This window comes from Collimonas humicola, from assembly GCF_018304945.1.
Lineage (GTDB): Bacteria > Pseudomonadota > Gammaproteobacteria > Burkholderiales > Burkholderiaceae_D > Collimonas > Collimonas humicola.
The window spans coordinates 142010-168250 of sequence record NZ_JAGQEE010000009.1; the positions used below are offsets into that span (position 1 = coordinate 142010).

19 protein-coding genes are annotated in these 26241 nt (G+C 56.4%); 11 read left to right on the forward strand and 8 right to left on the reverse strand.

Translation table 11 applies throughout. The features are described 5' to 3' along the window. Window position 1: 1 nt before the first annotated feature. Window positions 2-3070, reverse strand: coding sequence for a formate dehydrogenase-N subunit alpha (fdnG, locus tag KHU30_RS22680; protein ID WP_211444871.1), 3069 nt, complete (start codon window positions 3068-3070; stop codon window positions 2-4). A gap of 224 nt (window positions 3071-3294) precedes the next feature. Here fdnG and KHU30_RS22685 point away from each other — a divergent pair, with 224 nt between their 5' ends. From KHU30_RS22685 to KHU30_RS22700, 4 genes are all read left to right on the forward strand, one after another. Then, a complete protein-coding gene (locus tag KHU30_RS22685) occupies window positions 3295-4176 on the forward strand; it encodes a Kdo hydroxylase family protein (RefSeq protein ID WP_211444872.1) in 882 nt (293 codons plus the stop codon). 38 nt (window positions 4177-4214) lie between these two features. After that, window positions 4215-5519: a lipid IV(A) 3-deoxy-D-manno-octulosonic acid transferase gene (waaA, locus tag KHU30_RS22690; protein ID WP_211444899.1), complete on the forward strand. Its 1305-nt coding sequence runs from the start codon at window positions 4215-4217 to the stop codon at window positions 5517-5519. A 2-nt stretch (window positions 5520-5521) separates the two neighbouring features. Further along, entirely contained in the window at window positions 5522-6322 is an 801-nt protein-coding gene (locus KHU30_RS22695; RefSeq protein ID WP_211444873.1) for a YdcF family protein, read from the forward strand. A 117-nt stretch (window positions 6323-6439) separates the two neighbouring features. Continuing rightward, window positions 6440-7054, forward strand: coding sequence for a 2'-5' RNA ligase family protein (locus KHU30_RS22700; RefSeq protein WP_211444874.1), 615 nt, complete (start codon window positions 6440-6442; stop codon window positions 7052-7054). Between the two features lie 140 nt (window positions 7055-7194). Here KHU30_RS22700 and KHU30_RS22705 read toward each other — a convergent pair whose 3' ends face one another. The 3 genes from KHU30_RS22705 to KHU30_RS22715 are packed head-to-tail and all read right to left on the reverse strand — an operon-like array spanning window position 7195 to window position 13002. Continuing rightward, window positions 7195-8640 carry an efflux transporter outer membrane subunit gene (locus KHU30_RS22705; protein ID WP_211444875.1) on the reverse strand — a complete coding sequence of 482 codons (1446 nt, stop codon included), beginning with the start codon at window positions 8638-8640 and terminating at the stop codon, window positions 7195-7197. Beyond that, on the reverse strand, window positions 8633-11785 hold the full coding sequence (locus tag KHU30_RS22710; RefSeq protein ID WP_211444876.1) for an efflux RND transporter permease subunit: 3153 nt from the start codon (window positions 11783-11785) through the stop codon (window positions 8633-8635). The genes KHU30_RS22705 and KHU30_RS22710 overlap by 8 nt, the downstream gene beginning before the upstream one ends. Window positions 11786-11796: 11 nt before the next feature. After that, the gene (locus KHU30_RS22715) at window positions 11797-13002 is read right to left on the reverse strand and encodes an efflux RND transporter periplasmic adaptor subunit (protein WP_211444877.1); all 1206 of its coding nucleotides are present in this window, start codon (window positions 13000-13002) and stop codon (window positions 11797-11799) included. Window positions 13003-13282: 280 nt separating this feature from the next. Here KHU30_RS22715 and KHU30_RS22720 point away from each other — a divergent pair, with 280 nt between their 5' ends. Beyond that, entirely contained in the window at window positions 13283-13924 is a 642-nt protein-coding gene (locus KHU30_RS22720) for a TetR family transcriptional regulator (protein WP_211444900.1), read from the forward strand. Window positions 13925-13962: 38 nt separating this feature from the next. Here the strand turns inward: KHU30_RS22720 and KHU30_RS22725 are convergent, their stop codons facing one another. The 4 genes from KHU30_RS22725 to KHU30_RS22740 all read right to left on the reverse strand — a co-directional run bounded on the left by KHU30_RS22725 (window position 13963) and on the right by KHU30_RS22740 (window position 17091). Continuing rightward, complete coding sequence (locus KHU30_RS22725; protein ID WP_211444878.1) at window positions 13963-15264, reverse strand: TolC family outer membrane protein; 1302 nt, start codon at window positions 15262-15264, stop codon at window positions 13963-13965. 32 nt (window positions 15265-15296) lie between these two features. Beyond that, window positions 15297-15620: a rhodanese-like domain-containing protein gene (locus KHU30_RS22730; RefSeq protein ID WP_061937507.1), complete on the reverse strand. Its 324-nt coding sequence runs from the start codon at window positions 15618-15620 to the stop codon at window positions 15297-15299. A gap of 8 nt (window positions 15621-15628) precedes the next feature. Then, entirely contained in the window at window positions 15629-16294 is a 666-nt protein-coding gene (locus KHU30_RS22735; protein ID WP_211444879.1) for a protein-L-isoaspartate O-methyltransferase family protein, read from the reverse strand. A 143-nt stretch (window positions 16295-16437) separates the two neighbouring features. Continuing rightward, window positions 16438-17091 carry a TetR/AcrR family transcriptional regulator gene (locus KHU30_RS22740; RefSeq protein ID WP_211444880.1) on the reverse strand — a complete coding sequence of 218 codons (654 nt, stop codon included), beginning with the start codon at window positions 17089-17091 and terminating at the stop codon, window positions 16438-16440. Window positions 17092-17401: 310 nt separating this feature from the next. Here KHU30_RS22740 and KHU30_RS22745 point away from each other — a divergent pair, with 310 nt between their 5' ends. The 6 genes from KHU30_RS22745 (at window position 17402) to KHU30_RS22770 (ending at window position 26015) form a co-directional block, all read left to right on the forward strand. Then, window positions 17402-17836 (forward strand): helix-turn-helix domain-containing protein, encoded by a 435-nt coding sequence (locus KHU30_RS22745; RefSeq protein WP_211444881.1) that lies wholly within the window; start codon window positions 17402-17404, stop codon window positions 17834-17836. Window positions 17837-18059: 223 nt separating this feature from the next. Continuing rightward, entirely contained in the window at window positions 18060-19061 is a 1002-nt protein-coding gene (locus KHU30_RS22750; RefSeq protein WP_211444882.1) for a PDDEXK family nuclease, read from the forward strand. Further along, the gene (locus KHU30_RS22755) at window positions 19058-21433 is read left to right on the forward strand and encodes a hypothetical protein (protein WP_211444883.1); all 2376 of its coding nucleotides are present in this window, start codon (window positions 19058-19060) and stop codon (window positions 21431-21433) included. Before KHU30_RS22750 ends, KHU30_RS22755 begins: the two co-directional genes overlap by 4 nt. After that, window positions 21433-22953, forward strand: a complete 1521-nt coding sequence (locus tag KHU30_RS22760; RefSeq protein WP_211444884.1) for an ATP-binding protein — start codon at window positions 21433-21435, stop codon at window positions 22951-22953. The genes KHU30_RS22755 and KHU30_RS22760 overlap by 1 nt, the downstream gene beginning before the upstream one ends. Window positions 22954-22964: 11 nt before the next feature. Beyond that, complete coding sequence (locus KHU30_RS22765) at window positions 22965-24767, forward strand: TnsD family Tn7-like transposition protein (RefSeq protein ID WP_211444885.1); 1803 nt, start codon at window positions 22965-22967, stop codon at window positions 24765-24767. Between the two features lie 42 nt (window positions 24768-24809). Continuing rightward, entirely contained in the window at window positions 24810-26015 is a 1206-nt protein-coding gene (locus KHU30_RS22770) for a TniQ family protein (protein ID WP_211444886.1), read from the forward strand. Window positions 26016-26241 lie beyond the last annotated feature (226 nt).

Consider the following 26241-nt stretch of genomic DNA (forward strand, 5'->3'; position numbering starts at 1 on the left):
CCTATGCCTTCTCAACCTTGACCAGGAACGACTTGAATTCCGGCGTTTGCGAATTGCCATCTCCCACACCCGGCGTCAGCGTGTTGGCGAGATAGCCCGGCTTGGTCAGGCCCTTGAAACCCCAGTGGATCGGGATGCCGACGTGATGCACAGGTTTGCCTTCGATCGTCATTTTCTTGATGCGCTTGGTCACCACGGCGACGGCGACAATGTGGCCGCGCTTCGAGCTGACCTTGACCCGCTCGCCGGCCACCACGCCGACTTCCTTCGCCAGGTCCTCGCCGATTTCGACAAACTGCTCGGGCTGGATGATGGCGTTGAGGCGGGCGTGCTTGGTCCAGTAATGGAAATGCTCGGTGAGCCGGTAGGTGGTGCCGATGTGCGGGAAGGCATCGGCCTTGCCGAACATGGCGCGGTCGTCAGGGAATACGCGCGCGCCCGGATTGCTGGTCGCGGCCGCATTCTTCGGGAACAGCGGGTTGTAGCCGACCGGCGTTTCAAACGGTTCGTAGTGTACCGGGAACGGTCCTTCCGCCATGCCGGCGCGGGCAAAGAAGCGCGCCACGCCTTCCGGGTTCATGATGAACGGGCCCATGCCGCCGGCCGGGGCTTCATCCACCTTGAAATCGGGAACGTCGACGCCGCCCCATTTCTGGCCGTTCCAGCCGATCAGCTTGCGCCTGGCGTCGAACGGCTTGCCGTTGAGGTCGCACGAGGCGCGGTTGTACAGGATACGGCGGTTGGCCGGCCAGGCCCACGACCAATTGAGGGTCTGGCCGATGCCGGTCGGATCCGAGTTGTCGCGGCGCGCCATCTGGTTGCCGGCTTCGGTCCAGCAGCCGGCGAAGATCCAGCAGCCGCAGGCGGTGCTGCCGTCGTCGCGCAGCTCGGCAAAGCCGGCCACCTGCTCGTTTTTCTTACGCACGATCTTGCTTGCATCCTTGGGATCGGCCAGGTCGCTCAGTGCGCGGCCATTGTATTCCTTGGCCAGCTCTTCCGCGGTCGGACTTTCCGGATTGGCATAGGGCCAGGACAGCTTGACGATGGGATCGGGGTACTTGCCGCCATCCGCTGCATACATCTTGCGCATTTTCAGAAACAGGGTCGACATGATTTCCAGGTCGCTGCGCGCTTCGCCCGGAGGCTCCGCGCCTTTCCAGTGCCATTGCAGCCAGCGGCCGGAATTGACCAGGGAACCTTCTTCCTCGGCGAAGCAGGTGGTCGGCAGGCGGAAGACTTCGGTCTGTATCTGGCTTGGGTCGACGTCGTTGAACGCGCCATAGTTCTTCCAGAACTCGGAAGTCTCGGTGGCGAGCGGATCCATCACCACCAGGAACTTCAGCTTGGCCAGGCTGGCGCCGATCTTGCCCTTGTCCGGGGCTGCCGCCAGCGGGTTGAAGCCTTGTGCGATATAGCCGTTGACCTTGCCTTGCTTCATCAGCTCGAACACTTGCAGCATGTCGTAAGGCTTGTCCAGCTTGGGCAGGTAGTCGTAGGCCCAGTTGTTGTCCGCGGTGGCGGCATCGCCCCACCAGGATTTCATCAGGCTGACGTGGAATTTTCCGTAATTCTGCCAATAGCTCAGCTGGTTGGGACGCAGCGGCTTGCTGGCGCGGGCGGCGATGTACTTGCCGAAATCCTGCTCGGATTCCGACGGCAAGGTCATATAGCCCGGCAGCAGGTTGGTCATCAGCCCCAGATCGGTCAGCCCCTGGATATTCGAGTGGCCGCGCAGGGCGTTCATGCCGCCGCCGGCGATGCCGATATTGCCAAGCAGCAGCTGCACCATGGCGCCGGTGCGGATGATCTGCGAGCCGATCGAGTGCTGGGTCCAGCCGAGCGCGTACAGGATAGTGCCGGCACGCGTCGGCGAAGCGGTGGAGGCCAGCATCTCGCACACTTTCAGGAATTTATCCTTGGGCGTGCCGCATACGCTTTCCACCATTTCCGGCGTATAGCGCTCGTAGTGTTGCTTCATCAGGTTGAACACGCAGCGCGGATGCGCCAGAGTCGGATCGGTCTTGACGAAACCGTCCTCGCCCAGCTCGTAATCCCAGGTGTTCTTGCTGTAGTTGCGCTTGTCCGCGTTGTAGCCCGAGAAAATCCCGTCGTCAAAGGTAAAGTCTTCGCGCACGATGAAGCTGAAGTCAGTGTAGTTCTTGACGTATTCGTGCTGGATTTGATCCTTTTCCAGCAGGTAGCGGATGACGCCGCCAAGGAAAATGATGTCGGTGCCGGTGCGGATCGGCGCATAGAAATCCGCTACCGAGGCCGAGCGCGTAAAGCGCGGATCGACCACGATCAGTTTCGCCTTGTTATGCGCCTTCGCTTCGGTCACCCATTTGAAGCCGCATGGATGGGCCTCGGCCGCATTGCCGCCCATGATCAGTATTACATCCGCATTCTTGATATCGACCCAATGATTCGTCATCGCTCCACGGCCAAACGTCGGGGCAAGACCTGCCACCGTCGGACCGTGTCAGACACGCGCCTGGTTGTCGAACGCCAGCAGCCCGAGGCTGCGCATGGTTTTGTGGGTCAGGTAGCCGACTTCATTGCTGCTGGCTGACGCTGCCAGCATGCCTGTGGTCAGCCAGCGGTTGACAGTCAGGCCTTCCGGCGTCTTTTCCACGAAATTGGCGTCGCGGTCCTGTTTCATCAGGGTGGCGATGCGGCTCAGCGCGTCGTCCCACGACATGCGTTTCCATTCCTTCGAGCCCGGCGCCCGGTATTCGGGGAACTGCAGGCGGCTGGGACTGTGCACGAAATCCAGCAGGGAGGCGCCCTTGGGGCAAAGCGTGCCGCGGTTGACCGGATGGTCCGGATCGCCTTCGATATGAAAGATGCTGGCTTTGGCATTCTTGGCGCCGTCGCCGAGGCTGTACATCAGGATTCCGCAACTGACAGAGCAGTAGGGGCAGGTGTTGCGGGTTTCGACACTGCGCGCCAGCTTATAGTTGCGGACTTCGGCCAGCGCGGGCGCCGGCGAAAATCCCATGAGCGCCAGGCTCGAGCCTGCCAGGGTAGCGCCAGTCGTTTTAAGGAACTGGCGCCGCGACATGTGAACCATGGGTAGACCTCTCTTTGTGCAGTAATGCCACAACGTTCGGAACATGCTGTTTTATTATAGGATGGATTATTGTTTGCCAACAGAGCGAAATGTAGCGTCCCTGCAGCGTCAACGCGTTCAATACGAGTTGATAAAATATCCTTAAATTAATTATTTGATAATTATAATGCAGGTCGATAGAAGCTGTGGTTCACGCCGTCATTGCAACGCGGCATAATACGGCCATGGAACAACAAATCATCGAAATCGATATTGCCGACTGGCAGATCAGCACACCCAACTCAGCCTGGATTTCCGCACTGGAGGCTGGAAAAGTACTGTACTTTCCCCATCTGAGCTTTGCCTTCACTGCCGACGAACAGCGCTTCCTGACGCCGGCAATCCGCGACCCTAAAAGCCGCAATATCAGCCTCGACGCCAACGGCAAGCTCAAGGGGGCGCTGGGCGATGCCGCCGATCAGGCCGCGCTGGCCCAGATGATCGGACGTTTCCGCAGCCAGGCGCAGCAACTGATTTATTCCTTGCTGCCGGCCTATGCCGATAGCCGCAGCGAGTTGCGCATGGCGCCCACCAGCTACCGGCCGATGCAGGTGGAAACCCGCGCCCAGTCCTGGCGCGCCGATGACCGTCGCCTGCATGTCGATGCTTTCCCGTCGCGCCCGAATTACGGCGAGCGCATCCTGCGCGTGTTTGCCAACGTCAATCCGGATGGCGTGCCGCGCGTCTGGCGTGTCGGCGAACCGTTCGAAGATGTCGCACAGCGTTTCCTGCCGCGCGTAAAAAGCTATTCGCGCTGGCAGGCGCAGGCGCTGAATGCCCTGCACATCACCAAATCCTTGCGCAGCGAATACGATCATCTGATGCTGCAGCTGCACGACGCCATGAAATCCGATCCGGACTATCAGAAAAACGGTCCGCAAGTGACGCAGCCGTTTGCCGCCGGATCGGTGTGGGTGTGTTTTTCCGACCAGACGCCGCACGCGGTCATGGCCGGCCAGTACATGATGGAACAAACCTTGCATCTGCCGGCAGCCAAGCAATACGACCCGGGCGCCAGCCCGCTGGCGATCCTGCGCCGCCTGACCGGCCGCGTGCTGACCGAATGAAGGCTGCATCGGGTTTTGATGCAGGCCGGGCCTGGCGCATCCGTTTGCTGTATTCCGCAGTGTGGTGGCTGGCGATGCCGATGGTATTGCTGCGCTTGTGGCGGCGTGGCGGCAAGGAGCCGGGCTACCGCCAGCATGTGGCAGAGCGTATCGGTTTTTACCCGCCGCTGGCGCCGCAGCTGGCCGCGGGTAAATTTATCTGGGTGCATGCCGTCTCGGTGGGCGAGACGCGCGCGGCCGAACCCTTGATCAAGGCTTTGCTCGACGCCTATCCCGAGCACGCGATTGTGCTGACGCACATGACGGCGACCGGACGCGAGACCGGCAAGCAATTGTTCGGGCGGTCGCCGCGCGTGCTGCAATCTTTTCTCCCTTATGACACCGGCTGGATGGTGGGCCGCTTCCTGCGCCATTTTTCTCCTTGCCTGTGCGTGCTGATGGAAACCGAAGTGTGGCCGAACCTGATCGTCCAGTGCGGACGCTACAAGGTGCCGGTGGCGCTGGTCAACGCGCGCCTTTCAGAGCGCTCCCTGCGGCGCGGCAAGCGCTTTGCGACGCTGATGACAGAAGCAGCCGGCGGCATGTCTTGCGTTGGCGCGCAAACCGATGCGGACGCCGGACGCTTACGCCAGCTCGGCGGTGGCAATGTGCAGATTACCGGCAACCTGAAATTCGACGTCACGCCGTCGCCGGGTTTGCTGGCGCTTGGCGCTGCGCTGCGGGAGCAGATCGGCCACCGCGCGGTGCTGCTGTGTGCCAGCACCCGCGAGGGTGAGGAAGAATTGATCCTGGAGGGATTGTCCAGGCGTTTGCAGAATCCCGCCAACGTCAGTTTGCTGCCGGCCGATTTGCTGGTAGTGATCGTGCCGCGCCATCCGCAGCGCTTTGACGAAGTGGCCGCCATGGCGGAGGCGAAAGGCTTGTCGCCATGGCGTCGCAGCAGCATGGACAAGCAGCCGGTGCCGGCCCGGGTCAAGGTATTGGTAGGCGATTCGATGGGTGAGATGTTCGCCTATTACGCCATGTGCGATGCGGCTTTCATCGGCGGCAGCCTGCTGCCGATGGGCGGACAGAACCTGATCGAAGCTTTCGCGGTCGGCAAACCGGTATTGATCGGTCCGCATACTTTCAATTTTTCCGATATCACCGAACAGGCGATCGCTGCCGGCGCCGCGCAACGAGTGAGCGACGTCGACAATATGCTGGATGCAGCCTTTCATCTGTTGCAGAACGACTCGCAACGGCTAGCGATGGGTGAGCATGCCGTCCATTTCGCGCGGCAACATCGCGGGGCTACTGCGCGCACCGTGGCGTTGCTGACGCCATTTATCAAGGTTGGCTGAACATGAACGCAACTGTCATTGCTACCAAAGTAATCAGCAGCTTGCTGCTTTTGCCTGCCAGCCTGATCTTGCTGTGCGTCGTGGGCATGTTATTGCGACGTAGCTATCCTAGCGTTGGCATCGTCGTCAGTTTCGCCTCTTTGCTATTGCTTTTCGTGCTGAGTACGGAAGTGGGGACTTTGCTGCTGGCTGGACCGCTCGAGCGGCGAGTGCCGGCATTGGAAGCGGGCGCAACCGGCGGCGCACAGGCAATTGTCGTATTGGGGGGAGGCCGCATCAGCAACGCCCCTGAATATGGCGGCGAGGATATACCCAATTATCAGACGCTTGCGCGCTTGCGTTATGGCGCCAAGTTGCAGCGCCAGACCGGTTTGCCTGTATTGGTATCCGGCGGCATGCCGGATGGTTCGCGCGTGTCGGAAGCCGTGCTGATGGCAAATAGCTTGCAGGAAGATTTTGCGGTGCCGGTAAAATGGCGAGAAGAAGCATCGGACGATACTGCCCAGAATGCGAAATTCTCTGCCGTCATTCTGCAGCAGGCCGGCGTCAGGAAAATCCTGCTGGTTACGGACGCCTTACACATGCCGCGCGCGCAGATGATGTTCGCGCAGGCTGGACTCGAGGTGGTGATTGCGCCGACCATATTTTTTAGCCACGAGCGGCTTACCCTCAGGAGTTTCTTGCCGTCCGGGAAAGGCATGTATCGCAGCGATTACGCCTTGCATGAGTGGCTGGGGATCTTGTGGTTCAAGATCCGCTCAGGCCAGTCACAGCAAGCTGGCGAGGTCGCGGCGGCCAGCTGATGTGCGTTGGCTGCATCGGTATCAATCCGACAACGCGGATTAAGCGTCCATCTGCGATCAAAACCGTGTTTTCCGGTAATCTGTGAAGAAGCAGATTTTTGAAGGAAAACCCATTGCATGTCTACCGGAAAGACATCGTTGGCCGGTTTCGATTCCTCGCAAAAACCGACAGACCGCTTGCTTTTTGCCGTTTTACCGGAGAAGCCCGCTGCTGCGCGCATTGAACAGCTTACTCATGCCTTGCGCCTTGAACATGACCTGCACGGCGCCGCGATTCATGCAGGACAGTTGCACATTACCCTTGCGATCCTGGGCGAGTATCTGGGACTGCCGCATGATCTGCTCGCTGCCGCGGCTGGCGCCGCTTCACAGATTGAGCAGACGGCGTTTAGAGTCCGGTTCGACCATGTCCAGACCTTTCGTAACAAATCGAGCGTGTCAGGAAATTATCCCATTGTTCTTTGCGGCGACGAGGGCGTTATCGGTTTGGAGACTCTGCATCAACGTCTGGCAGGCAGGCTGCGCCGTTTCGGCTTTAAGGGGATTCCAGCAAGCATGACGCCTCATGTGACCTTGCTGTATGAGCCCGAGCGAGTCCCCAGCCATGCGGTGGCAGCGGTAGAGTGGACGGTGCAGGAATTCGTGTTGCTGCATCGCCATATTGGCCAGAATCTTCCTTATTCCATTTTAGGCAGATGGCCCTTGCAGAAGGTTTCCTGGCTGCCGCAGTGAACAGCGCGAACAGCTAAGAATCGTTCCCGACGCTGGCGCCGTATTCTTTTCCGTTCGTCTGCATTGAAACGGAAGCGCCCAGTAAAAACGCCGCACAAGTGCGGCGTTTTTTTTACATCAGTGCGTTGGCTCAACCCAGGTCAGGATTTCGCCGCCGCGACGGTATTTTCATTCAAGCCGCCACCCAGCGAGCGATACAGATCGATCGCATTGTTCAAGCGCAGTTGCCGCGTCTGGATCAAGGCTTGCTGCGCCGAGAACAGGTCGCGCTGCGCATTGAGGCGGTCGGTGGAGCTGGCGATGCCGTTCTTGTAGCGCAGATCAGTCAGTTTCACACGCTCTTCCTGAGCCTTGACGAAAGCATCCTGCGCTGCCAGCTGCTCATCCAGCGTACTGCGCGCGACCAGCGCATCGGATACTTCCCTGAATGCGCTCTGGATAGTCTTTTCGTAGCTGGCAATCGCCAGATTCTTGCGGATCTCGCTCAGCGACAGGTTGGCGCGGTTGCGTCCGCCTTCAAAGATCGGCAGCGTCAATTGCGGCACGAACGACCAGGTACGGCTGCCGGCCGAGAACAGGCTGCCCAGCGAGCTGCTGGAATTGCCGATCCCGGCTGTCAGTGAAATGGTCGGGAAGAAGGCGGCGCGGGCGGCGCCGATATTCGCGTTGGCCGAGCGCAGCTGCTGCTCTGCCTGGCGGATATCCGGGCGGCGGTTCAGCAAGTCGGACGGCAGCCCGGCGGGGATTTCGCTGACGATCTTTTCATCCGACAGCGATTGCGACGCCGGCAGTTCGCCTAGCGGTTTGCCGACCAGCAGCACCAGGGCATTGGTAGCCTGGCCGCGCTGACGCGCCAGCGTGGCCAGCGATATGCGTGCTGACTGCACCAGCGTTTCCGAGTTGCGCAGGTCGAGCGCCGATGAAGCGCCGACATCGAAACGCATCTTGTCCAGCTTGTAGTCGTCCAGGCGGCTGTCCAACGTCTGCTGCGCCAGCTGCTGCTGTTCGGCAAACGACTGTTCCGTCAGGTAAGCCTGGGCGACTTGCGAAATCAGGCTGATTTGCGCCGATTGCCGTGCTTCTTCCGTCGCCAGGTAGCTCGCCAGGGCGGCATCTTTCAGGCTGCGTATGCGGCCGAAGAAATCCAGCTCGAAAGCCGTCATGTTCAAGCCGACCTGGTAGGCGGTGCCGACCGCAGGCTGGCCGGGAACCAGCTGATCCGCGGCTGTGCGGCCACGGGTACGGCTGAAGTTGCCATTGAAGTGAGGCAGGGCGTCGGATGCAGTGATGTCGTACTGCGCCCGTGCTTCCTCGATGTTCAAGGCAGCGGTACGCAGGTCACGATTGTTTTCCAGCGCGGATGCGATCAGCGCCTGCAGGCGCTGATCCGGGAAAAATTCGCGCCAGCCGAGTTCCACCGCATCGTATTGCGCCTTGCCGTCGGCCGCAGCCGGATAGCTGCCGGCGACCGGCGCCTCCGGCCGCACGTAGGTCGGCGCCATGGTGCAACCCGAGAGCACGCCTGCCAGCAGCAGGGCGCCGGTCAGGTTCTTGGGCAATGACGCAGCAATGGTCATATTAAACATGCTGACTCTCCACATCTATTTTTTTGTTTGCATCGTGCAGCCTTTGCTGGCGCTCGCTGCCTTTGAAGAAACTGCGCACCACCACGAAGAACACCGGCACCAGGAACACCGCCAGTACAGTCGCCGTGATCATGCCGCCCATGACGCCGGTACCGATAGCGCGCTGGCTGCCTGAACCGGCGCCGGTCTTGATTGCCAGCGGCAACACGCCGAGGATGAACGCAAACGAGGTCATCAGGATCGGCCGGAAACGCAGGTGGACTGCTTCCAGCGTTGCTTCGATCAGGCCCTTGCCTTCAGCCTGCAGGTCTTTGGCGAATTCGATGATCAGAATCGCGTTCTTGGCCGACAAGCCGACCACGGTAATCATCCCGACCTTGAAGTAGACGTCGTTCGGCATGCCGCGCAAGGTGACGCCCAGCAGCGCGCCGAGAATACCCAGCGGCACCACCAGCATCACCGCCAGCGGAATCGACGTGCTTTCATACAACGCCGCCAGCACCAGGAATACGGCGATCAGCGACAGCAGGTACAGCATCGGCGCTTGCGAACCGGAAGTTTTTTCTTCCAGCGACTGGCCGGTCCATTCGAAGCCGAAGCCTGGCGGCAGCTTGGCGGTCAGCGCTTCCATTTCATCCATCGCTTCGCCGGTGCTATGGCCAGGCGAGGCGCCGCCGGAGATCTTCATCGCCGGATAGCCGTTGTAGCGCGTCAGCTGCACCGGACCCTTGATCCATTCGGAGGTGGTGAAGGACGAGAACGGCACCATGGTGCCCTGGGTGTTCTTGACATACAGCCTGGCCAGGTCTTCCGGTTGCAGGCGTTGCTTCGCATCGGCTTGCACGATCACGCGTTGCTGGCGGCCCTGGTTCGGGAAGTCATTGACGTAGGAAGAACCGAGCGCAGTCGACAGCGTGCTGTTGATGGCGCTGAACGAAACGCCCAGCGCATTGGCCTTGTCACGGTCGATGTTGAGCTGCAGCTGCGGCGAGTCTTCCAGGCCTTCAGGACGTACTCCGGCCAGGATCTTGCTTTGCGCTGCCATGCCGAGCATCTGGTTACGCGCCGCGGTCAACGCGGCATGTCCTTGTCCCGAACGGTCTTGCAGGCGGAAGGTGAAGCCGGTGGCGTTGCCCAGTTCCGGGATAGGCGGCGGATTCAGCGGATAGACGATGGCGTCCTTGATCTGCGAGAACGCGCCGAACGCCTTGCCGGCGATCGCATCGGCCGATTCGCCAGGTCCGCGCAGGCTCCAGTCTTTCAGCGGCGTGAACACCAGGCCGGCATTCTGGCCGTTGCCGGAGAAGCTGAAGCCGGTAATCGCCACCACATTGGCCACCGCAGGTAGTTTCGCGTAATACGCTTCGATCTGCTTGATCACTTCCAGGGTGCGGTTGCTGCTGGCGCCGGCAGGCAACTGCACGTTGGTGATGATGTAGCCCTGGTCTTCGGCCGGCAGGAAAGATGCCGGCAGGCGCGTGTACAGCAACCCCACGCAGATCAGGATGGCGCCATATACCAGCAGGTAGCGGACGGTCTTGTTCAGCATACCGGCGACGACGCCTTGATAGCGGTTGGTGGTCGCGTTGAACTTGCGGTTGAACCAGCCGAAGAAGCCCTTTTTCTCGTGATGATGGCCTTTTTCCACCGGTTTCAGGATGGTGGCGCACAGCGCCGGCGTCAGCGTAAATGCCATCAATACCGAGAACACCATGGAAGCCACCATCGACAGTGAGAACTGGCGATAGATCGCGCCCACCGCGCCGCTGAAGAATGCCATCGGGATGAACACCGCGATCAGCACCAGGGTGATACCGATCAGCGCGCCGGTAATCTGGCCCATGGCCTTGCGGGTTGCTTCGCGCGGCGACAAGCCTTCTTCGCTCATGATGCGCTCGACGTTTTCCACCACGACGATCGCATCGTCGATCAGGATACCGATCGCCAGCACCATGCCGAACATGGTGAGGACGTTGATCGAGAAGCCGAACAGCAGCAGCGTGGCAAAAGTACCCATCAGCGCCACCGGAACCACGACGGTAGGAATCAGGGTATAGCGGATGTTTTGCAGGAACAGGTACATCACCAGGAACACCAGGATGATCGCTTCCACCAGGGTCTTGACCACTTCTTCAATCGAAATCTTGACGAATTTCGAAGTGTCGTAAGGGATCTCGTACTGGACGCCGGCCGGGAAGTACTTGGACAGCTCTTTCATCTTGGCTTTGACTGCTGTCGCTGTGCCCAGGGCGTTGGCGGTAGGCGACAGCTGCACGCCGACGAAAGAAGTCGGCTTGCCGTCGAGGCGACCGGCGGTGGCGTAAGACTGGCCGCCGATTTCGATACGCGCAACATCGCGCAGGCGGACGATGGAGCCGTCCGAATTGGCGCGCAGCTGGATCTTGCCGAACTGTTCGACGGTATTCAGCTGGCCGGTGGCGACCACGGTGGCAGAAATCTGCTGGCTGCCAGGGCTAGGCAGATCGCCCAGCGTACCGCCGGCGACCAGCGCATTTTGCGCGCTGATGGCGGCGGTGACATCGGCCGGGGTCAGGTTCAGGCCAACCAGTTTGGCCGGGTCGATCCAGATGCGCATGGCGCGTTCGGTGCCAAACAGCTGGGCCTGGCCGACGCCTGGCACGCGCTTGATCTCATTGAGCACGTTACGCGACAGATAGTCGCCCAGCGCGATCGGGTCGAGTTTGCCGTCGGTCGACGAAAGACCGATGAACATCAGGAAGTTGCTGCGCGACTTGGTGACTTGCACGCCGTTCTGCGTCACTACCGCAGGCAGCCGTGCTTCCACCCGTTTCAGGCGGTTCTGCACATCCACTGCGGCCAGGTCGGCGTTGGTTTCCGGCGAAAACGTCACGGTGATCGCGACCGAGCCGTCGGCCTGGCTTTGCGACTCGATGTACTGCAAGCCGTCGGCGCCGTTCATTTCCTGTTCGATCAGGCTGGTAACGCTATCGTCGATGGTTTGCGCGGTCGCGCCGGGATAGGCTGCGCTGACGACAATCGTCGGCGGTGCAATCGAAGGATACTGGGCCACCGGTAATTGCGTGATCGCCAGAGCACCCCCGAGCAGGATGAATACGGCGAGCACCCACGCAAACACGGGGCGGTCGATGAAAAACTTGCCCATCAGTAGGCTCCTTATTTAGCGGTTGAATCAGCTTGCGGAGCGGCGGATGCGGCTGCGTTTGCTGCAGCGGCAGCCGGTTTCCAAGGCGATGGATTGACCACTGCGCCCGGTTTCACCTTTTGCAAACCATCGACGATGACCTTGTCGCCAGCTTTCAAGCCTTCGGTGACGATCCATTTGTCGCCTTGTGCGGTATCGGCTTTCACCGGCTGTACTGCTACCTTGTTGTCAGCACCCACCAGGAACACCGAAGCGCCGTTGAGGTCGCGCTGGACCGCCTGTTGCGGCACGGTCAGGGCAGCGCCATTGACAGCCTGCTCCAGCTTGGCGCGCACGTACATGCCTGGCAGCAGGCTGTGGTCCGGATTCGGGAACTCGGCGCGCAAAGTGACGGAGCCGGTATTCGGATCCACCGTCAGGTCGGAAAACAGCAGCTTGCCTGCTTGCGGGTAGGCGTGGCCGTCCTCGGTTTCCAGGCTGACCTTGGCTTGTCCTTGGCCCGCGCTTTGCAGCTGGCCGTTGCGCATCGCTTCCTGCAGTTTCAGGATGTCGGTGCTGGACTGGGTCAGGTTGACGTAGATCGGATCGATCTGCTGCACGGTTGCCAGCTGGGTGACTTCGCCTTGGCCGACCAGCGCGCCTTCGGTCACCAGCGCCTTGCCGATGCGGCCGGAAATCGGCGAGGTGACAGTGGCGTAGCCCAGGTTCAGGCGGGCGGTTTCGCGTGCGGCCTTGGCAGCAGCGACATCTGCCGCGGCTTGCTTCTGCGCCGCCACGGTATCGTCGTAATCCTGCTTGCTGACGGCATTCACTTCGACCAGCGGCTTGTAGCGCTGGGCTTTCAGTGTAGCGGTGGTCAGATTTGCTTCAGCCTTGGCCAGCGTTGCCTGCGCACTGTCGTAGGTCGCGCGCAGCGGCGCCGGATCGATCAGGTACAGAGTCTGTCCGGCCTTGACGTCGCTGCCTTCGCGGAAAGTGCGCTTGAGCACGATGCCGGCGGCGCGGGCGCCGATCTGCGCGATGCGGGTGGCTTCCAGGCGGCCAGGCAATTCGGTTGTGAGAGCCAGCCGTTCCGGTGCGATAGTGATGATGGAAACACCGGCTGGGGGCGGCGCACCTTGGGCGTCCGGCTTTTTGCCGCAGGCAGCGACCGCGGACAATACCGCGACAGCCAGGGTGATACGCGTGAGACGACTGATAGAGCTAACTGAATTCATAAAATTCTCGCACGGTAATTGAGGAAAGACTGCAAATCTGACAGGTGACTGTGTTACTGGAAAGGACATAGGATATATAAATAATTGCTTTGCTGCACCGGCGGCTGTTTAACTGGAAACAGGCGGAAGGCGTTCGAGCAGCCGGAATCCTGCTATTATACATACATGCACGAATGTATGTACTTGGCTTGTATAAATGTGCTAACCAAGTATATGTTGCCGTTTAACTATTTGCTGCGATTGCACAAAAATATTGCCAAAAACTGGAGGTTGGCTCGCCATGGCTAGAAGTACGAAAGAAGAAGCGCTGGAAACGCGCGGCCGCATTCTCGATGCGGCGGCGGATGTGTTTCACCGGCACGGCGTGGCCCGCACTACACTGGCCGATGTCGCCAGCGCAGCCGACGTCACGCGCGGCGCTATCTATTGGCACTTCAAGAACAAGAGCGATTTATTCGACGCTATGTGCGAGCAGTTTCGCTTGCCGATGGAAGCGTTGATTACCAACAGCGCCGATGAGAGCGCAGTGGACCCACTGGGGCAGTTCCGCAGCTGGTGTCTGTTTGCCCTGGAAGAGGCGGTGCACAATCCGCAGACACGCAAGATTTTCGACATTATTTTAAACAAATGCGAATTTGTCGATCCCGAAGATCCCATTTATATGCGTCAGCAGGAGTGCTTCATAGAGGGCCGCATGAATATCCAGCGCATTCTGCGCTACGCTGTCGCCAAAGGCCAGCTGCCGCGTAACCTGGACACCGAGTTGGGCGCGGTATCGGTGCAGGCGTTGCTGTCAGGATTCCTGGATAACTGGTTATTCAAACCGGATAGCTTTGATCTGGGAGCGCATACCGAAAGGCTGGTGGATTTAACTATTTACATGTTGAAAACGGCGCCGTCACTGCAAAAAAAATCCAGCTGACCAATTTGCCAGGCGCCGTTGGTCCAGGCGTATCTAGCCTAATAGACTGCCGGCGCCAGCAAGACATTGATCTGCTGCAGATCTTCTTCCTTCAATGTACCCACCGCCGACTTCAGCTTGAGGCTGTTCATCAGCGTGTCATAGCGCGCCTTGGCCAGGTCCCTGCGCGTGGAAAACAACTGCTGTTGCGCATTCAACACATCGATATTGATGCGCACCCCGACCTGGTAGCCCAAACGGTTGGAATCCAGCGACGACTGGCTCGAAATTTCCGCCGCCTCATAGGCCTTCACCTGGGCCAGGCCGCTGCTGACGCCGAGATAAGCCTGGCGCGCATTCAATGCCGCGGTCCTGCGCGCATTTTCCAGATCGGAGCGAGCCTTGTCTTCCAGCGCTACAGCCTGGCGCACGCTGCTGTTGACCGCGCCGCCGGCATACAGCGGAATGGTCCACTGCACGCCGATCGAGTTGGCCGTCTGCGAGACATTGTTGAAAGGGATGTCGCTGCCGCTGACATCGGCGTGCGCGCGGCTGGCGATAAGGTCGACTGTCGGCAGATGGCCGGCGCGGGCTTTCTTGATGTCGTACTTGGCCGTATCCAGTGCGATCTGCTGGCCGATCACGCCGAAATTCTGATCCTCGGCGCTGCTGACCCAGGTCTCTATCGCAGCCGGCTGCGGCGCGCTCAGCTGCACTCCAGGGCGCAAGGTCGCCAATGGCGCCGGCGCTTTGCCGATGATTTGCTGCAGCACGTTGCGCGCCACTTCCAGGTTGTTGGTCGCCGCGATTTCCTGCGCGATCACCAGATCGTAGCTGGCTTGCGCTTCGTTGGTATCGGTGATGGTCGCCGTGCCGACTTCGAAATTGCGCTTGGCGGAAGCCAGCTGCTCGGCAATCGCGCTTTTCTGCGCCTGCAGGAAAGCGAGCACGTCTTGCGCCGTCAGCGTATCGAAGTAAGCCTGGCTGACGCGCAGGATCAGGTCCTGCTGCGCCTGGGCGAACCTGACTTCGCTGGCGGCCACCGACAGCTTGCTTTCCTGGTACTGCTGCCAGTAGGCCGGCCGGAACAGCGGCTGGGTCAGCTGCAGGCTGTAATTGTTGGTAATGGTGTTCCAGGATTGTCCGGAGCGACTGTAGTTGCCGCCGAAGCCGACCACCGGCAGCAGTGCTGCGCGGCCCTGCACGCTGGCTTCGTTGCCGGCGCTGAGTGCATAGCGCGCGCTGGTGTAGACCGGGTCGTTGGCCAGCGCCTGCTGGTAGGTTTGCACCAGGTCGACAGCTTGCGCGTTCATGGTCAGCAACGCGCTCGCAATCAAGGAGGCAATCAGGGTATTGCGCATTACACTCTCCGCAGCGATGTCGGCAGGTTTATTTAGTAGGTCGGCATGGCCGGATCAACCTGCTGCGCCCAGGCATGGACGCCGCCGGTCAGGTTGCTTACCGCGGAAAAGCCGTGGCGCTCAAGGAAGGCGGCGACCTGCATGCTGCGCGCGCCGTGGTGGCAGATGCAGACGATGGCCTGCTCTTCCTCCAGGTCGTTCAGGTGCGCCGGCACCGTCTGCATCGGCATCAGCTGCGCTGCCGCGATGTGGCAGGTTTCGTATTCCCAGGGTTCGCGCACATCCAGCAACAACGGCGTCGGCCGCTGCGGATCGGCAATCCAGGCGGCCAGTTCTGAGGCGGTGAGATGTTGCATAGGCTGGCTTAGAACTTGAACTGGGAATGTACGGCGGCTTCGCGCAGCGGCTTGACGTCGGTTTCAAACAGGTTGACCGTGCTGTAATTGGTGTCCGAAGTGCGGGTGATAACCTGCGCAAACATCACAGGCGCGTCGCCGACGATGGCGATGATGCGGCCGCCGACATTGAGTTGCTTGAGGAAGGCATCCGGCAGCACGGCCAGCGAGCCGGAGATGACGATCACGTCGAAGCGCTTGGTTTCGCTCTGGTCCCAGCCCTGGGCGCCGTTGCCTTGCACTACGTCGACGTTGGTGATGCCATAGGCAGCCAGGTTGCCGGCGGCCAGCGCCTTCAGCTCCGGATCGATTTCCACTGTGGTGACATGCCTTGCCTTGTAACACAGCAACGCTGCCATGTAGCCCGAGCCTGAGCCGATTTCCAGCACCTGTTCATGCTTCTTGACGGCAGCTTCCTGCAGCAGGCGCGCTTCAATCTTCGGCGCCAGCATGCTTTCGCCGTTGGCGCCCGGCAGCGGAATCTCGGTATCGGAAAATGCCAGGCTTTTGTAGGCGGCCGGCACAAAATCCTCACGGCGGACGACCGTCAGCAATTCCAGAACGTCCAGATCCAGCACGTTCCACGGGCGAATTTGCTGTTCGATCATATTGAAGCGGGCTTGTTCGATATTCATGGTTAAGGCTCGGTAATGAAAAATAAAGGGCTCATTCTATCAAAGGCCACCCTCAAAAACCTATCGCAGGCTGCGGCAAACCTAGCAAAACACCGATGTGCAACGGTAATCCACGGTTTACGGCGCCCCGGCATGGTCCATGCTCAGGCAGAAGCCAGGTCCGGCGGCTTCTGCAAGCCGTTCAGGCACAGATCGATGAAACTTTCCAGGTAGCTTGCCGAATCCAGCGGTTCCGCATGACAGGGGTTGAAAGCTTGTTGCCACATCATCAGCATGATCACCGGCGCGATCACCACGTTGGCGGTCTGGCGCACGTCGATCGCGCGGAACTCGCCGCGCTCGACGCCGCGCTCCAGCATGCGCACGATCATGGCGTCGCCGCGCACGCTGACTTCTTCGCGGTAAAACGTCGCCAGTTCCGGAAAATTGGCCGATTCCGCCATCATCAGCTTGGTGATTCCGGCTACCTTGGTGGCGCCGATACGCTCCCACCAGCCCAGGATCAGCTCGCGGAACAGATCGGCGCTGCTGCCGCCGTAGCCGTCGATGATGTCTTCGGCTTCATCCAGGATCGGCAGCATGTTTTCGCGCACCACGGCCTTGAACAGCTCTTCCTTGTTCTCGAAATACAGGTACAGCGTCCCTTTCGAGACACCGGCCCTGGCCGCGACGTCGCCCAGCCGGGTAGCGGCAAAGCCGCGCTCGACGAATATATCCAGCGCGGCCGCCAGCAATTCCTGCGGACGCGCCTCTTTACGGCGCGCCCAACGGGGTTTGGAGCTGAAAGGGCAGTTCATGAATCCTTGGTTTTGCAAATAACTGACTTAAGAGTCAGTAATGTAAGCGGCAATGCCCGGAGTGTCAACTTGTGTGATGGGTGTTACGTGCGAATAAAAACTTGAATGAAACAATAGAAACTTGAATGTGAGGTGACCCCCATTTAATAAAACCTTGAATAGTGAACCGCCGCTCGAAGCGGTCGATAATTTAGCATTGGCGGCCCAAATTGTGCTGCTTACAAAAATCAATCCAACTTTGGGTTGACAATGGAGGAATCATGTCAATAATAGTTCTATCAGTTGATTTATTTACGTCTGAAATTGGTATATGAGCCCATTCTCAATAACATTTCGCGAATTGCGAATATTCAGCGGGCTACGTCAGGCCGAGTTCGCTGCCCAATTGGGCTACGAGCAAAGCTATATTTCAGCCATAGAGCTAGGGACAAAAGGTCCGCCCACAGTCGATTTTGTAGCGCGCTTGATTCATCGCTTTGAATTGGATGAGGAATGGAAAAACCGTTTGTTGGACGCTTTGGAGGTGTCGCACCGAAAAATAGTGCTGCCAAGTGAGGCATCTGAGGAGCTTTATAAGATGTTCAACGAATTGAGGCGTCAGCTCGACAAATTGCATCCAGCACAAGTTGAGCTTATGCAAGTCGCGCTGCGTTTGCCGGAATCGATATTGGCCAATGCGGCGAAGCCGACGGTATTGCCTAGGCGAAAAATCCGGCGTAATAAGAACGAGACCGGTGAGGCGTAGGAACAAAGAATGCAGATGGCTGACTTTAAGGGACGGGTGGAATTTGCTACCTGTTTTGATGCGGTCAACGCATAAGAAAGTTTTTTTGGTATTTTCATTATTGAAATAAAAGAACAATAATAAGAACTTTTTAGCTCTAAATTTGATGGTTTTTACGTGGCTATCTGTGTGTTTTGTGGGTAGTGGTGCAAACGGGAAACTTTAGCCTAAAGAGGTGGGGGTCATGTTCGGGAACATTCCAGTGCAGACTGATGTGCGACGATTCGGAACGCTATCCGATATCGATGTGCTTCCGACTGAACCGGTACCGAAACCGCGTCGTGCCAAAGGGATGACATATAAGAAATTGTATGAACGCATCCGACAGGGCTATGGTATGGGCCACGGCAGTGGGTACAAGCCTTGGCTAACGTTGCGGCGGAAAAACCCATCGCCACGCTCGAATCAGGTAGTTTCGTGGATGCCCCCGCTTGGACGTACTGCCCATTATTTTTCTCGCGGGGAATATCACACCGCACTACTCTTGCTTTGGCTGGGCGTCAAGGATTTGCGCGAACAGTTTCCCATTTGGCCGATTCCTCATCCCCACCCGCTGGTTGGGACGCCGGGAGCGGCCTCCCTCAATCTCCCTTGGTCGCGCGGACTTCTGACTATCGCTGACGAATGCGGCATTAATCATGGCTATGAAATAGGCTCCCGACAACCATACGTGGCGAGTCTCGATTTGGTCGCCACGGCCCCTCTGACGGAGGGGCCAGTACTAGCCGTATTTTCTTCAAAGCCGATCAGCGAACCCACTGAGGAAGTCAAATGGCGGACACTTGAGCGACTTGAGCTGGAACGCCGTTATTCACTTGACATCGGGGCAACCTATTTTGTATCGAGTTCTGCCTTGATCCCATTGCTTACGGCTGGACAACTGGAGTGGTGGCTTGATTGTGCAACTTTGCATTGCGCGCCTCATCTTTCGCCGTATGTGGAGGGATTCGCAGAACAGATCAATACGCATATGGAATTGCCTATTAACGAAACAGTCATTCGTGCTGGTGAATCGGTATCGCTCCCCATTGATGATGCATGGTTGTTGTTTCGATACTGCGCATGGACACAAATAATTGACATCGATCCATCGGTTCGCATTCTCACGTCATATCCAATTCGGCCGGGCGGCCGCCAGTTGCAGCATGCCTTACGCCGTCGTCTATTCGGAGAATCGTGGCCATGAACAATACAACAATTGAGCCTGGTGATGTACTCATTGGGACGACAGGCGAATCTCCCCTTCAGGGGCCATATCGTGTTCTGGAAATAATTCGACGGTTTGATAAGGTTACGTTGATCCCGATCCCTATCGGCCCGAGAAAGACTGAAGGGAGAAAGCAGGCGAATTATTATGCTCGTGGATTTTTGTCGCAAAGGTTTTCTCACCTAACGGGTTGGCTCGAAAAAAATGTGCTCAGTAAAACGACGATTGAACTGCCTAGTCATTGGCACCTCAGCGATATCGATCTACGCGAACTCTCACCCCCGAAGAGTGATCCAAGTATCCCAATAGAGGATCGCCATAGATCCCCGCTGGAAATTAAACGCAATTTCAAGTGGAAGCTGATCGAGCCGCTTATACCTGTGACGGCGGAGATTGGAAAAACACGCCCGCCCGACCTCACATGCCTTGATGCGCTGGTCCGTGAGCGTGCTTCCGAAGTCGGGGTCAGTGTGGGGCAATTATTTGATGCATTACATCGATACTATGCGTTCGGATGCATAAAGAATGCGCTATTGCCAAATAATATTGGACGATCTGGTGCACCAGGAAAACCTCGGCGAGCAAAGAAAAATGTGAAGCTTGGTCGCAAGAATGAAGCCGCCAAGGCAGGGAATACTGAATTAGCCGGGCTAATTCTAGACGAGGAACACGTTCAAAATATCAGAGATGGTTACATGATGTTTGTGCGGCCTGGCACAACGGTTACACAAGCATTTCTGTCCATGAGCAGTACATTCTATTGCAGCGGTCATACCATGAAACATGGCCATCTGATTCCCAATCTATTGGATGCCCATCTTCGGCCGACGGAGAGTGAATTTAGATATCACGGACCGCGGGCCGAAGATGCTACCGCTGCAGCTCGCCGGCTGATGGGAGAGGGTGATTGGGCACGCAATTATCGGCCCCTTTTAGGGACTGTCCGCGATGGCATTCCAACCATAGGTCAGGTAGGATCGCTGGATGCGTCACCGGTAGATGTCAATTTCGTTGCATGTGGAGATCCTCTTCAACCCATCGGGGTTGGTCGAGGTCTTTTCGTGCGTGATGCATGGCTTGGTCTATATTTCGGTTGGACTATTGGTCTTGGCGGCTTTGGTACCAACGACGCTAAGCTAGCGATTTTGCGTGCAGCAACCGATAAGTCTTCACTGCTTGCCCGTTATAACCTCGATTTGCCACCTGAAGATTTTCCGGCGCTTTTTTTCTCGAAGTATCTTTCGGATAATGGTGAGTTGCGTAGTTGCGATGGTATTGAATCCATTGTAGATGAGCTGACATCTCGTATAGAGTTTATTGCTAGCGGACGTGCCGATCGGAACAGCGCTTCCGAATCGGGACATCATTCACGGCATCGTCAATTTGATCACCATATCACCGGAACGACGAAAGGTCGTCAGACAAAGCGTGGCGAGCCGCTTGCTATTACAAAGGCGCTCCTCTCGCGCTATGAGTACACGCGTCTTCTCTTGTTGTGGATTCACTGGGCGAACACCAAGCAAACACTGCCGCTGCATATGGTGCCGACAGAAATGCGACGGGAATTTTCGGCTCGGGGAAAGACGCCCGAGCGGACCAGAATAGAAATTTATCGTTGGGCAAAGGCAAACGGCTATGTGTCCGGGAAACCAGTAGACCCCACTTATTTGCGTGCTCATTTGCTTCCGAAATTTACTGCCAGTGTTCAGCGCAGTGGATTGATTTTACATCGCCCAAACAACGGCAATGCGGTCGAATTGCTTCATGGCGCCCGTTTCAATCATGAGTACTTAGCCTATTCCGGCATCATTCGCGATGCTTTGTCCCGAGGAAGCAAGCATATCGAGGTCAGTGCTGATCCAGACGATCTATCCCAAATCATTTTTATTGATAAAAATGGAACACACGTCATTCCCAACATTAAGGACGATGTGATTTTGATTCATGAAGGAGGCATTCCGGATCTATGTGCGATAAATGACGTGGAAAAATTGCACGCTGTAGAAACCGCGTCAACCAGAGATCAAGATGCTATTGACCAACAATCGTTCAGAAAAGAAGTTGAGGCGGACGCGAAGGAAAAAAGAAAAATTGCACAAAGCATAGCCGGTCAAAACAAACAGAAGAGTGCGAAGAGTGCGAGTGTTCGCGCGGCTCAGCGATTCGAAAAACGTGCACAACTAGACGATGAAATATCCCGGCAGGCCGGTCGGGGCGACTCTTGCTCGCAACATGTACAGGAGCCATCGGCCACGCCTGTGCGGCTTCATCCGCAGCGGCCCATATCAACAAGAATGCAAGATTTGATGAAAAACCGCTTATCTCGCTTCAATGCGGAAAGGAAACTTTGATGAACGCTCCCGTTGATACGTCTTTCCTAGGGGTATCCGATAATCCATTTTTGGAGCCGCTTGAAGAATATTTGTCGACAAGCAATCTCGAGGTGCGATTGCAAAGTTGGCCGTTATCCGGTCTGGACATGATGAACCTGGATACCCAAACGCGTCATGACTTGCTGGATCGAATGCAGGAACAAATGTTTGAGCCCACTTTCACATCCCTTGACACGACAACCCGCCTCTTTCGCATGATCCGTCGTGGCTATATAGGGCGTAATCCGGTGTTGGTATCGTCCCGTGCAAGAGCGATGTCGATTGCGCGTTGCGCGGGGAAGGAGTTGAAAGACTTGCCATGGTTTCCGAATTCCGCAAAAGGCATGCGCATCAGTGGTATTACTGGCTTGGGGAAGTCATACGAAATTCGGCGCGCCCTCATGCAATTACCGCAAAAGTATGTACATGGGCGGTCCCAACGCGCTGATTGGAACCATATGACCCAAGCGACATGGCTCTACGTTGCCATGAGTCACGACGGCTCGCTTGGTGGATTGTTGCTTCAGATTCTCACTGCACTTGATGCTGCGATCGGGACGGGTTACGCGGGTGAGCGAAGTCTGACCGGTCTTAGTAATGAAAAACTCGCAGTGCATGTAGGCATTATTCTTAACAATCATGGCGTCGGCGTGCTTGTGATTGATGAGTTGCAGGGTCGAAATTTCGCGGGTGGCGCACGGGGTGGTCTCGCTGCAACTTTCTTTTTGCGGCTACTCAATTTTGGCATTCCCTTGGTGCTAATTGGGAATCCACTTGGCATGGATGCGCTCGACACGTTTTCTCAGGACATGCGTCGTATAGGCTCCGGCGGAAACATCGAAATGCATCCTATGGAAGTAACTGATTATGATTTTACTGATGTTTTGGCGCCAGCACTTTGGCGTTATAACGTGATGCCAGAACCTTCGCCAATTGTGGACACTGAAGGTGCGATATTGTTCAAATATTGTGGTGGTATACGCGATTATGGGGCGCGCATACGTGCCTGCTCTCAACGTTTGGCATTGGATTTGGGAGATCCATTCGTTACCGAGGAGCATATGGATGAAGTCTTTAACGGACCTGATTTCAGTGTCAAGGACAGGGATTTGATTGCGGGATTTCGAGACAAGAATCCACTTCTTCTCCAGCAATTCGACGATGTGCCTTGGCAACGCTATGCTGTGCGATGGGGACTTTATCCCACGCCTACGCAGCACCCAGTAGCCAAAATCCGTGAATCTGGCGAACAGGCGCCGACAACTAGTAACACTGCGTCGTCTGCGAAGGCTAGAAAGTCTGTGGCGCAGCAGGCAAGTGAAACTGCACTACGTAACCGGACTCGCAAAGCAAATCAGAAGACATCGGAAGCAGCCATTCGTGAAAATCTTGATTCGAATGATATGCGGAGCGATGGCTTGCAAGATTATCTTATTAGTGGGTTGGAGCAGTTGAAGACTAACGAAAAACTCGATCTGGAAGCTAATCACAAACCATAAGGAGTGTAGCGATGCTTGTCAATCCGGATAAACCGTCGATCAGCGTTCTCCCGTTCTTTCCAGCTGGCTTGCCCGATGAAACGATTGGATCACGCATTAGCCGATATCACATTCTCAGAGGCCAACCGACCGCGCATTCGACTTATCGGCAATTGTTCGAACGAGGCGCATTTAGTCTGACTACCTTGATACGGCGTCATCTCGACAAGCTGGCCGAAAAATTGCCAGGGCTACCGATGCAAAATCTCTGGAATTTACAGAGAGAGGGCACGCTTTTACCACTATTCCAACGATTCTCGGGGACGCAGACGGCTATTAAACATGGAGAAAATGGCGATGACATGGTTTCTGTCGAGCAGCCGCGACGCATCAACGGGGACAGCACGCTGACGCATATGTGCGCGGAGTGTCTTATTGAAGATGATGCAAATCATGGCACACCCTATCTGCATCGCTCCCATCAAATCCCAGGTGTCACGGCTTGTTGGAAGCATGCAACAAAACTGCTGGATTGTTGTCCAGCATGTCGTTGCCCATTTGCACAGCCCAATCAATTAATTCTGTCGGCCTGGCTCGGATGTGCGTGCGGATACGTGATCGCTGATCATGCGAAAACTGTTCAAGAATTGCCATCAGAGCTTGAAGTCGAATTTGCGCGCTTTGCGCAAGCTCTGCTAATAGATGAGTCCAGCCAACTGAATTCGGCGCAGTTGATAGCTGTATATAAGGAACGCGCAACCGAAATAGGATATGGGAGAGGAACGTTATGCTTGAAGCGTCAGGCACTCTTTGAACAGATCGAAGATTTTTTTGGCGCTTCGCTGCTGTCCAAAATCGATCCTGCGTACCGGACAGGGAAGCTCAGCGGCTGGTTTCACGTCATTAGCCCCTCCATGGCCGTCGAAACGCCGTTGAATCGTCACCTCATTTTTTCTTATTTCCTGTTTCGCGATGCGAAGCTATTTCTGAGTCGTGCGCGTATGGTTATCGAGGCTTCAAGAAAATATGATGTTATACATGATGAAGAATCAGAGCGTGTGGGAGAGGGAAATTTGGACAGCAGCCATGGTGCGGCGAAACAATCTGTCGACCAATTGCTTAATGAGTTAGTAGAAAATGCACAGCGATACAATTATGGCGTGCAACAACTTTGGAACTATCATTTTGGGGTGATGAAACGGCTCGTAAAGTTGTTGCCTAATGCATGCGACGTGATTGACGAACGCTTGCGAGCAGTTGCGGCGGAAAAGAAACGCCGAGCTAGTACGACGTTGAAGATAAAGGAGCGCGACCAGCGCTCGGACGCGCAATGGGCTAAGGCAATCGCGACGATATCCGCTGAGCTCTATCAGAAAGATCAAAGACCGGTAAGAATAACGAGATCTAGGCTCATTAAAGCCGCGAAATTCAATCCAAAGGGCGTGAATTGGCCATTGGAAGCCAGATTCCCATTGGCGAATGCCACAAGCAAGAAGTTCGCTGAGACAACCTGGTGTTTTTACGCTCGGCGGATGTTGTGGACGTTGCAGTCACTTCATGATCCTTATACACCTGTTCACAAAATTGTGATTTTGTCGGGGCTGGAGGTTTATAAGGCAAAAGCCATACTGCAGTATTTTTCCGATGTGACACGTTGCGGGGGAACTTCCATTAAAGTAATTAATGCGGTCCTAGATGAGCGTGGTATTGGCATGGATTGGCAAGGGCCGTGTCCTGAGCGATCATTTTATCGCGCCGGTAGGGCATATCGGCTCCGCACGAATCGTCGTGGACCGATCGGTGGACGCGCGGGAGACGTCCCGCGCATGTCGTGACGATGCGCAGCGATTGGAGAGCCGATCAAGCGTATACTTTCTATGGAAATCAACTCTTTACCGATTCGGCGCCTTGATGAGACACTATATAGCATTGCAGCCAGAACGCGTTGGATGAATGTCGCTAAAGATGACCGCGATGCCTGTCGGAGCCTGTTCGGTTATTTTAGGCATACACGTGTATCTGATTTCCCAGTCGATCTCGTGCATTTTTGCGCTGTCACCGGCGAGCAGTACGGTAACCCACAAGACGTCTTGAACGAAATGACGCTTGCTGAATTCTTCAACCGGATCGGCAGTCACCCTTGGCACAGCGGCAGTTTGTGCTTGCCATTTGCTACGGCTGGTTACGGATTGTCGACATTGTCAAATGGCCACACCAATACATGGCGTGCATGCTCCCTATGCCTGGAATCAGAAATGAGCTTGGCTGGAACAGCCTTTTGGCATCGATCACATCATCTGCCGACGGCCTTTTTTTGTCCAGCTCATCGTGTACCGCTCAGTGTCTGTGTTTCGCCAATTCAAGTACGCCACAATTGTTTTTTGCTTCCGCAGGATACACTGCTGACTGATAGGTTTCATGGAATTGTTGCAGCGGAAAACCAGGATCTCTTGTTGCGTTTGACGAAACTGGGTATGGATATTTTGTTCGACACGGAACGACCGATAGATCAAGGCACCGCGCAAGCAGCGATATTCGACGCACTTAATGAGAAATGCTTGCTGACGTCATCGAAATTGATGTGTCGGGAACCATTTTTTACAGAGTTTTCCAGGCGCTATAGTTTTTTGCATCGATTTCCTGGGCTTTCCGATGCGGTATCATCACGAGGTATCGAAATTCTTCTTCGGAAGCTGCAACGGGAAAACATCAATCGATCGGCGATCCATAATTTGTTGCTGATTGATTGGCTTTTTGGCTCATGGCGGTTGTTCAAAGAGCACTGCGCCTGGCATGAAGTTATGGGAAATCGAGAGGAAAGTCGAGGAACAAAAAACTTTCCTCGAACAGAGACTGCGCGCTATGTCACGCTTCATGGTGTCTGTGGCATAAATGGTAGCGAGCAAGATAGTCACCGAGAAATATGTTTAAGATTTCTCGATACAAATAGGTGCGCGACGAGAAGTCGATTTTCCCGTGCGGCGCCAAAATCTTTTAGATGGTTGTCGCGCTATGATTCTGATTGGTTCAATCACTATGTTCCATCTATTTGCCGATCTCGGAAGCAAAATGAACTATTTTGAGTTTAAATGTAAGCGCCAATTCTTCTCCCTCCTATCGCCGCGCCTCCCCGAGTTAGGTAATCCATAGGTGTTGGTGCTGATTGAATCTTGACCCTGGGTTGGACTGAACCCCTCGGGCTGGACCAAGGTTGAACTAGAAACTAAGCCGCTTGCGGAGCGTGTTGTGCCTCGAACTGGTTGGGTGATTGATAACCAAGCGCGGAGTGCATGCGTTTGTCGTTATAAA

Coding starts and splice junctions, on each gene's coding strand:
- KHU30_RS22770 (WP_211444886.1), top strand. CDS start 24,810: ATGGAAATCAACTCTTTACCGATTCGGCGCCTTGATGAGACACTATAT.
- KHU30_RS22745 (WP_211444881.1), top strand. CDS start 17,402: ATGAGCCCATTCTCAATAACATTTCGCGAATTGCGAATATTCAGCGGG.
- KHU30_RS22765 (WP_211444885.1), top strand. CDS start 22,965: ATGCTTGTCAATCCGGATAAACCGTCGATCAGCGTTCTCCCGTTCTTT.
- KHU30_RS22720 (WP_211444900.1), top strand. CDS start 13,283: ATGGCTAGAAGTACGAAAGAAGAAGCGCTGGAAACGCGCGGCCGCATT.
- KHU30_RS22685 (WP_211444872.1), top strand. CDS start 3,295: ATGGAACAACAAATCATCGAAATCGATATTGCCGACTGGCAGATCAGC.
- KHU30_RS22715 (WP_211444877.1), bottom strand. CDS start 13,002: ATGAATTCAGTTAGCTCTATCAGTCGTCTCACGCGTATCACCCTGGCT.
- KHU30_RS22755 (WP_211444883.1), top strand. CDS start 19,058: ATGAACAATACAACAATTGAGCCTGGTGATGTACTCATTGGGACGACA.
- KHU30_RS22705 (WP_211444875.1), bottom strand. CDS start 8,640: ATGTTTAATATGACCATTGCTGCGTCATTGCCCAAGAACCTGACCGGC.
- KHU30_RS22700 (WP_211444874.1), top strand. CDS start 6,440: ATGTCTACCGGAAAGACATCGTTGGCCGGTTTCGATTCCTCGCAAAAA.
- KHU30_RS22725 (WP_211444878.1), bottom strand. CDS start 15,264: ATGCGCAATACCCTGATTGCCTCCTTGATTGCGAGCGCGTTGCTGACC.
- KHU30_RS22695 (WP_211444873.1), top strand. CDS start 5,522: ATGAACGCAACTGTCATTGCTACCAAAGTAATCAGCAGCTTGCTGCTT.
- KHU30_RS22750 (WP_211444882.1), top strand. CDS start 18,060: ATGTTCGGGAACATTCCAGTGCAGACTGATGTGCGACGATTCGGAACG.
- KHU30_RS22740 (WP_211444880.1), bottom strand. CDS start 17,091: ATGAACTGCCCTTTCAGCTCCAAACCCCGTTGGGCGCGCCGTAAAGAG.
- KHU30_RS22735 (WP_211444879.1), bottom strand. CDS start 16,294: ATGAATATCGAACAAGCCCGCTTCAATATGATCGAACAGCAAATTCGC.
- KHU30_RS22760 (WP_211444884.1), top strand. CDS start 21,433: ATGAACGCTCCCGTTGATACGTCTTTCCTAGGGGTATCCGATAATCCA.
- KHU30_RS22730 (WP_061937507.1), bottom strand. CDS start 15,620: ATGCAACATCTCACCGCCTCAGAACTGGCCGCCTGGATTGCCGATCCG.
- KHU30_RS22710 (WP_211444876.1), bottom strand. CDS start 11,785: ATGGGCAAGTTTTTCATCGACCGCCCCGTGTTTGCGTGGGTGCTCGCC.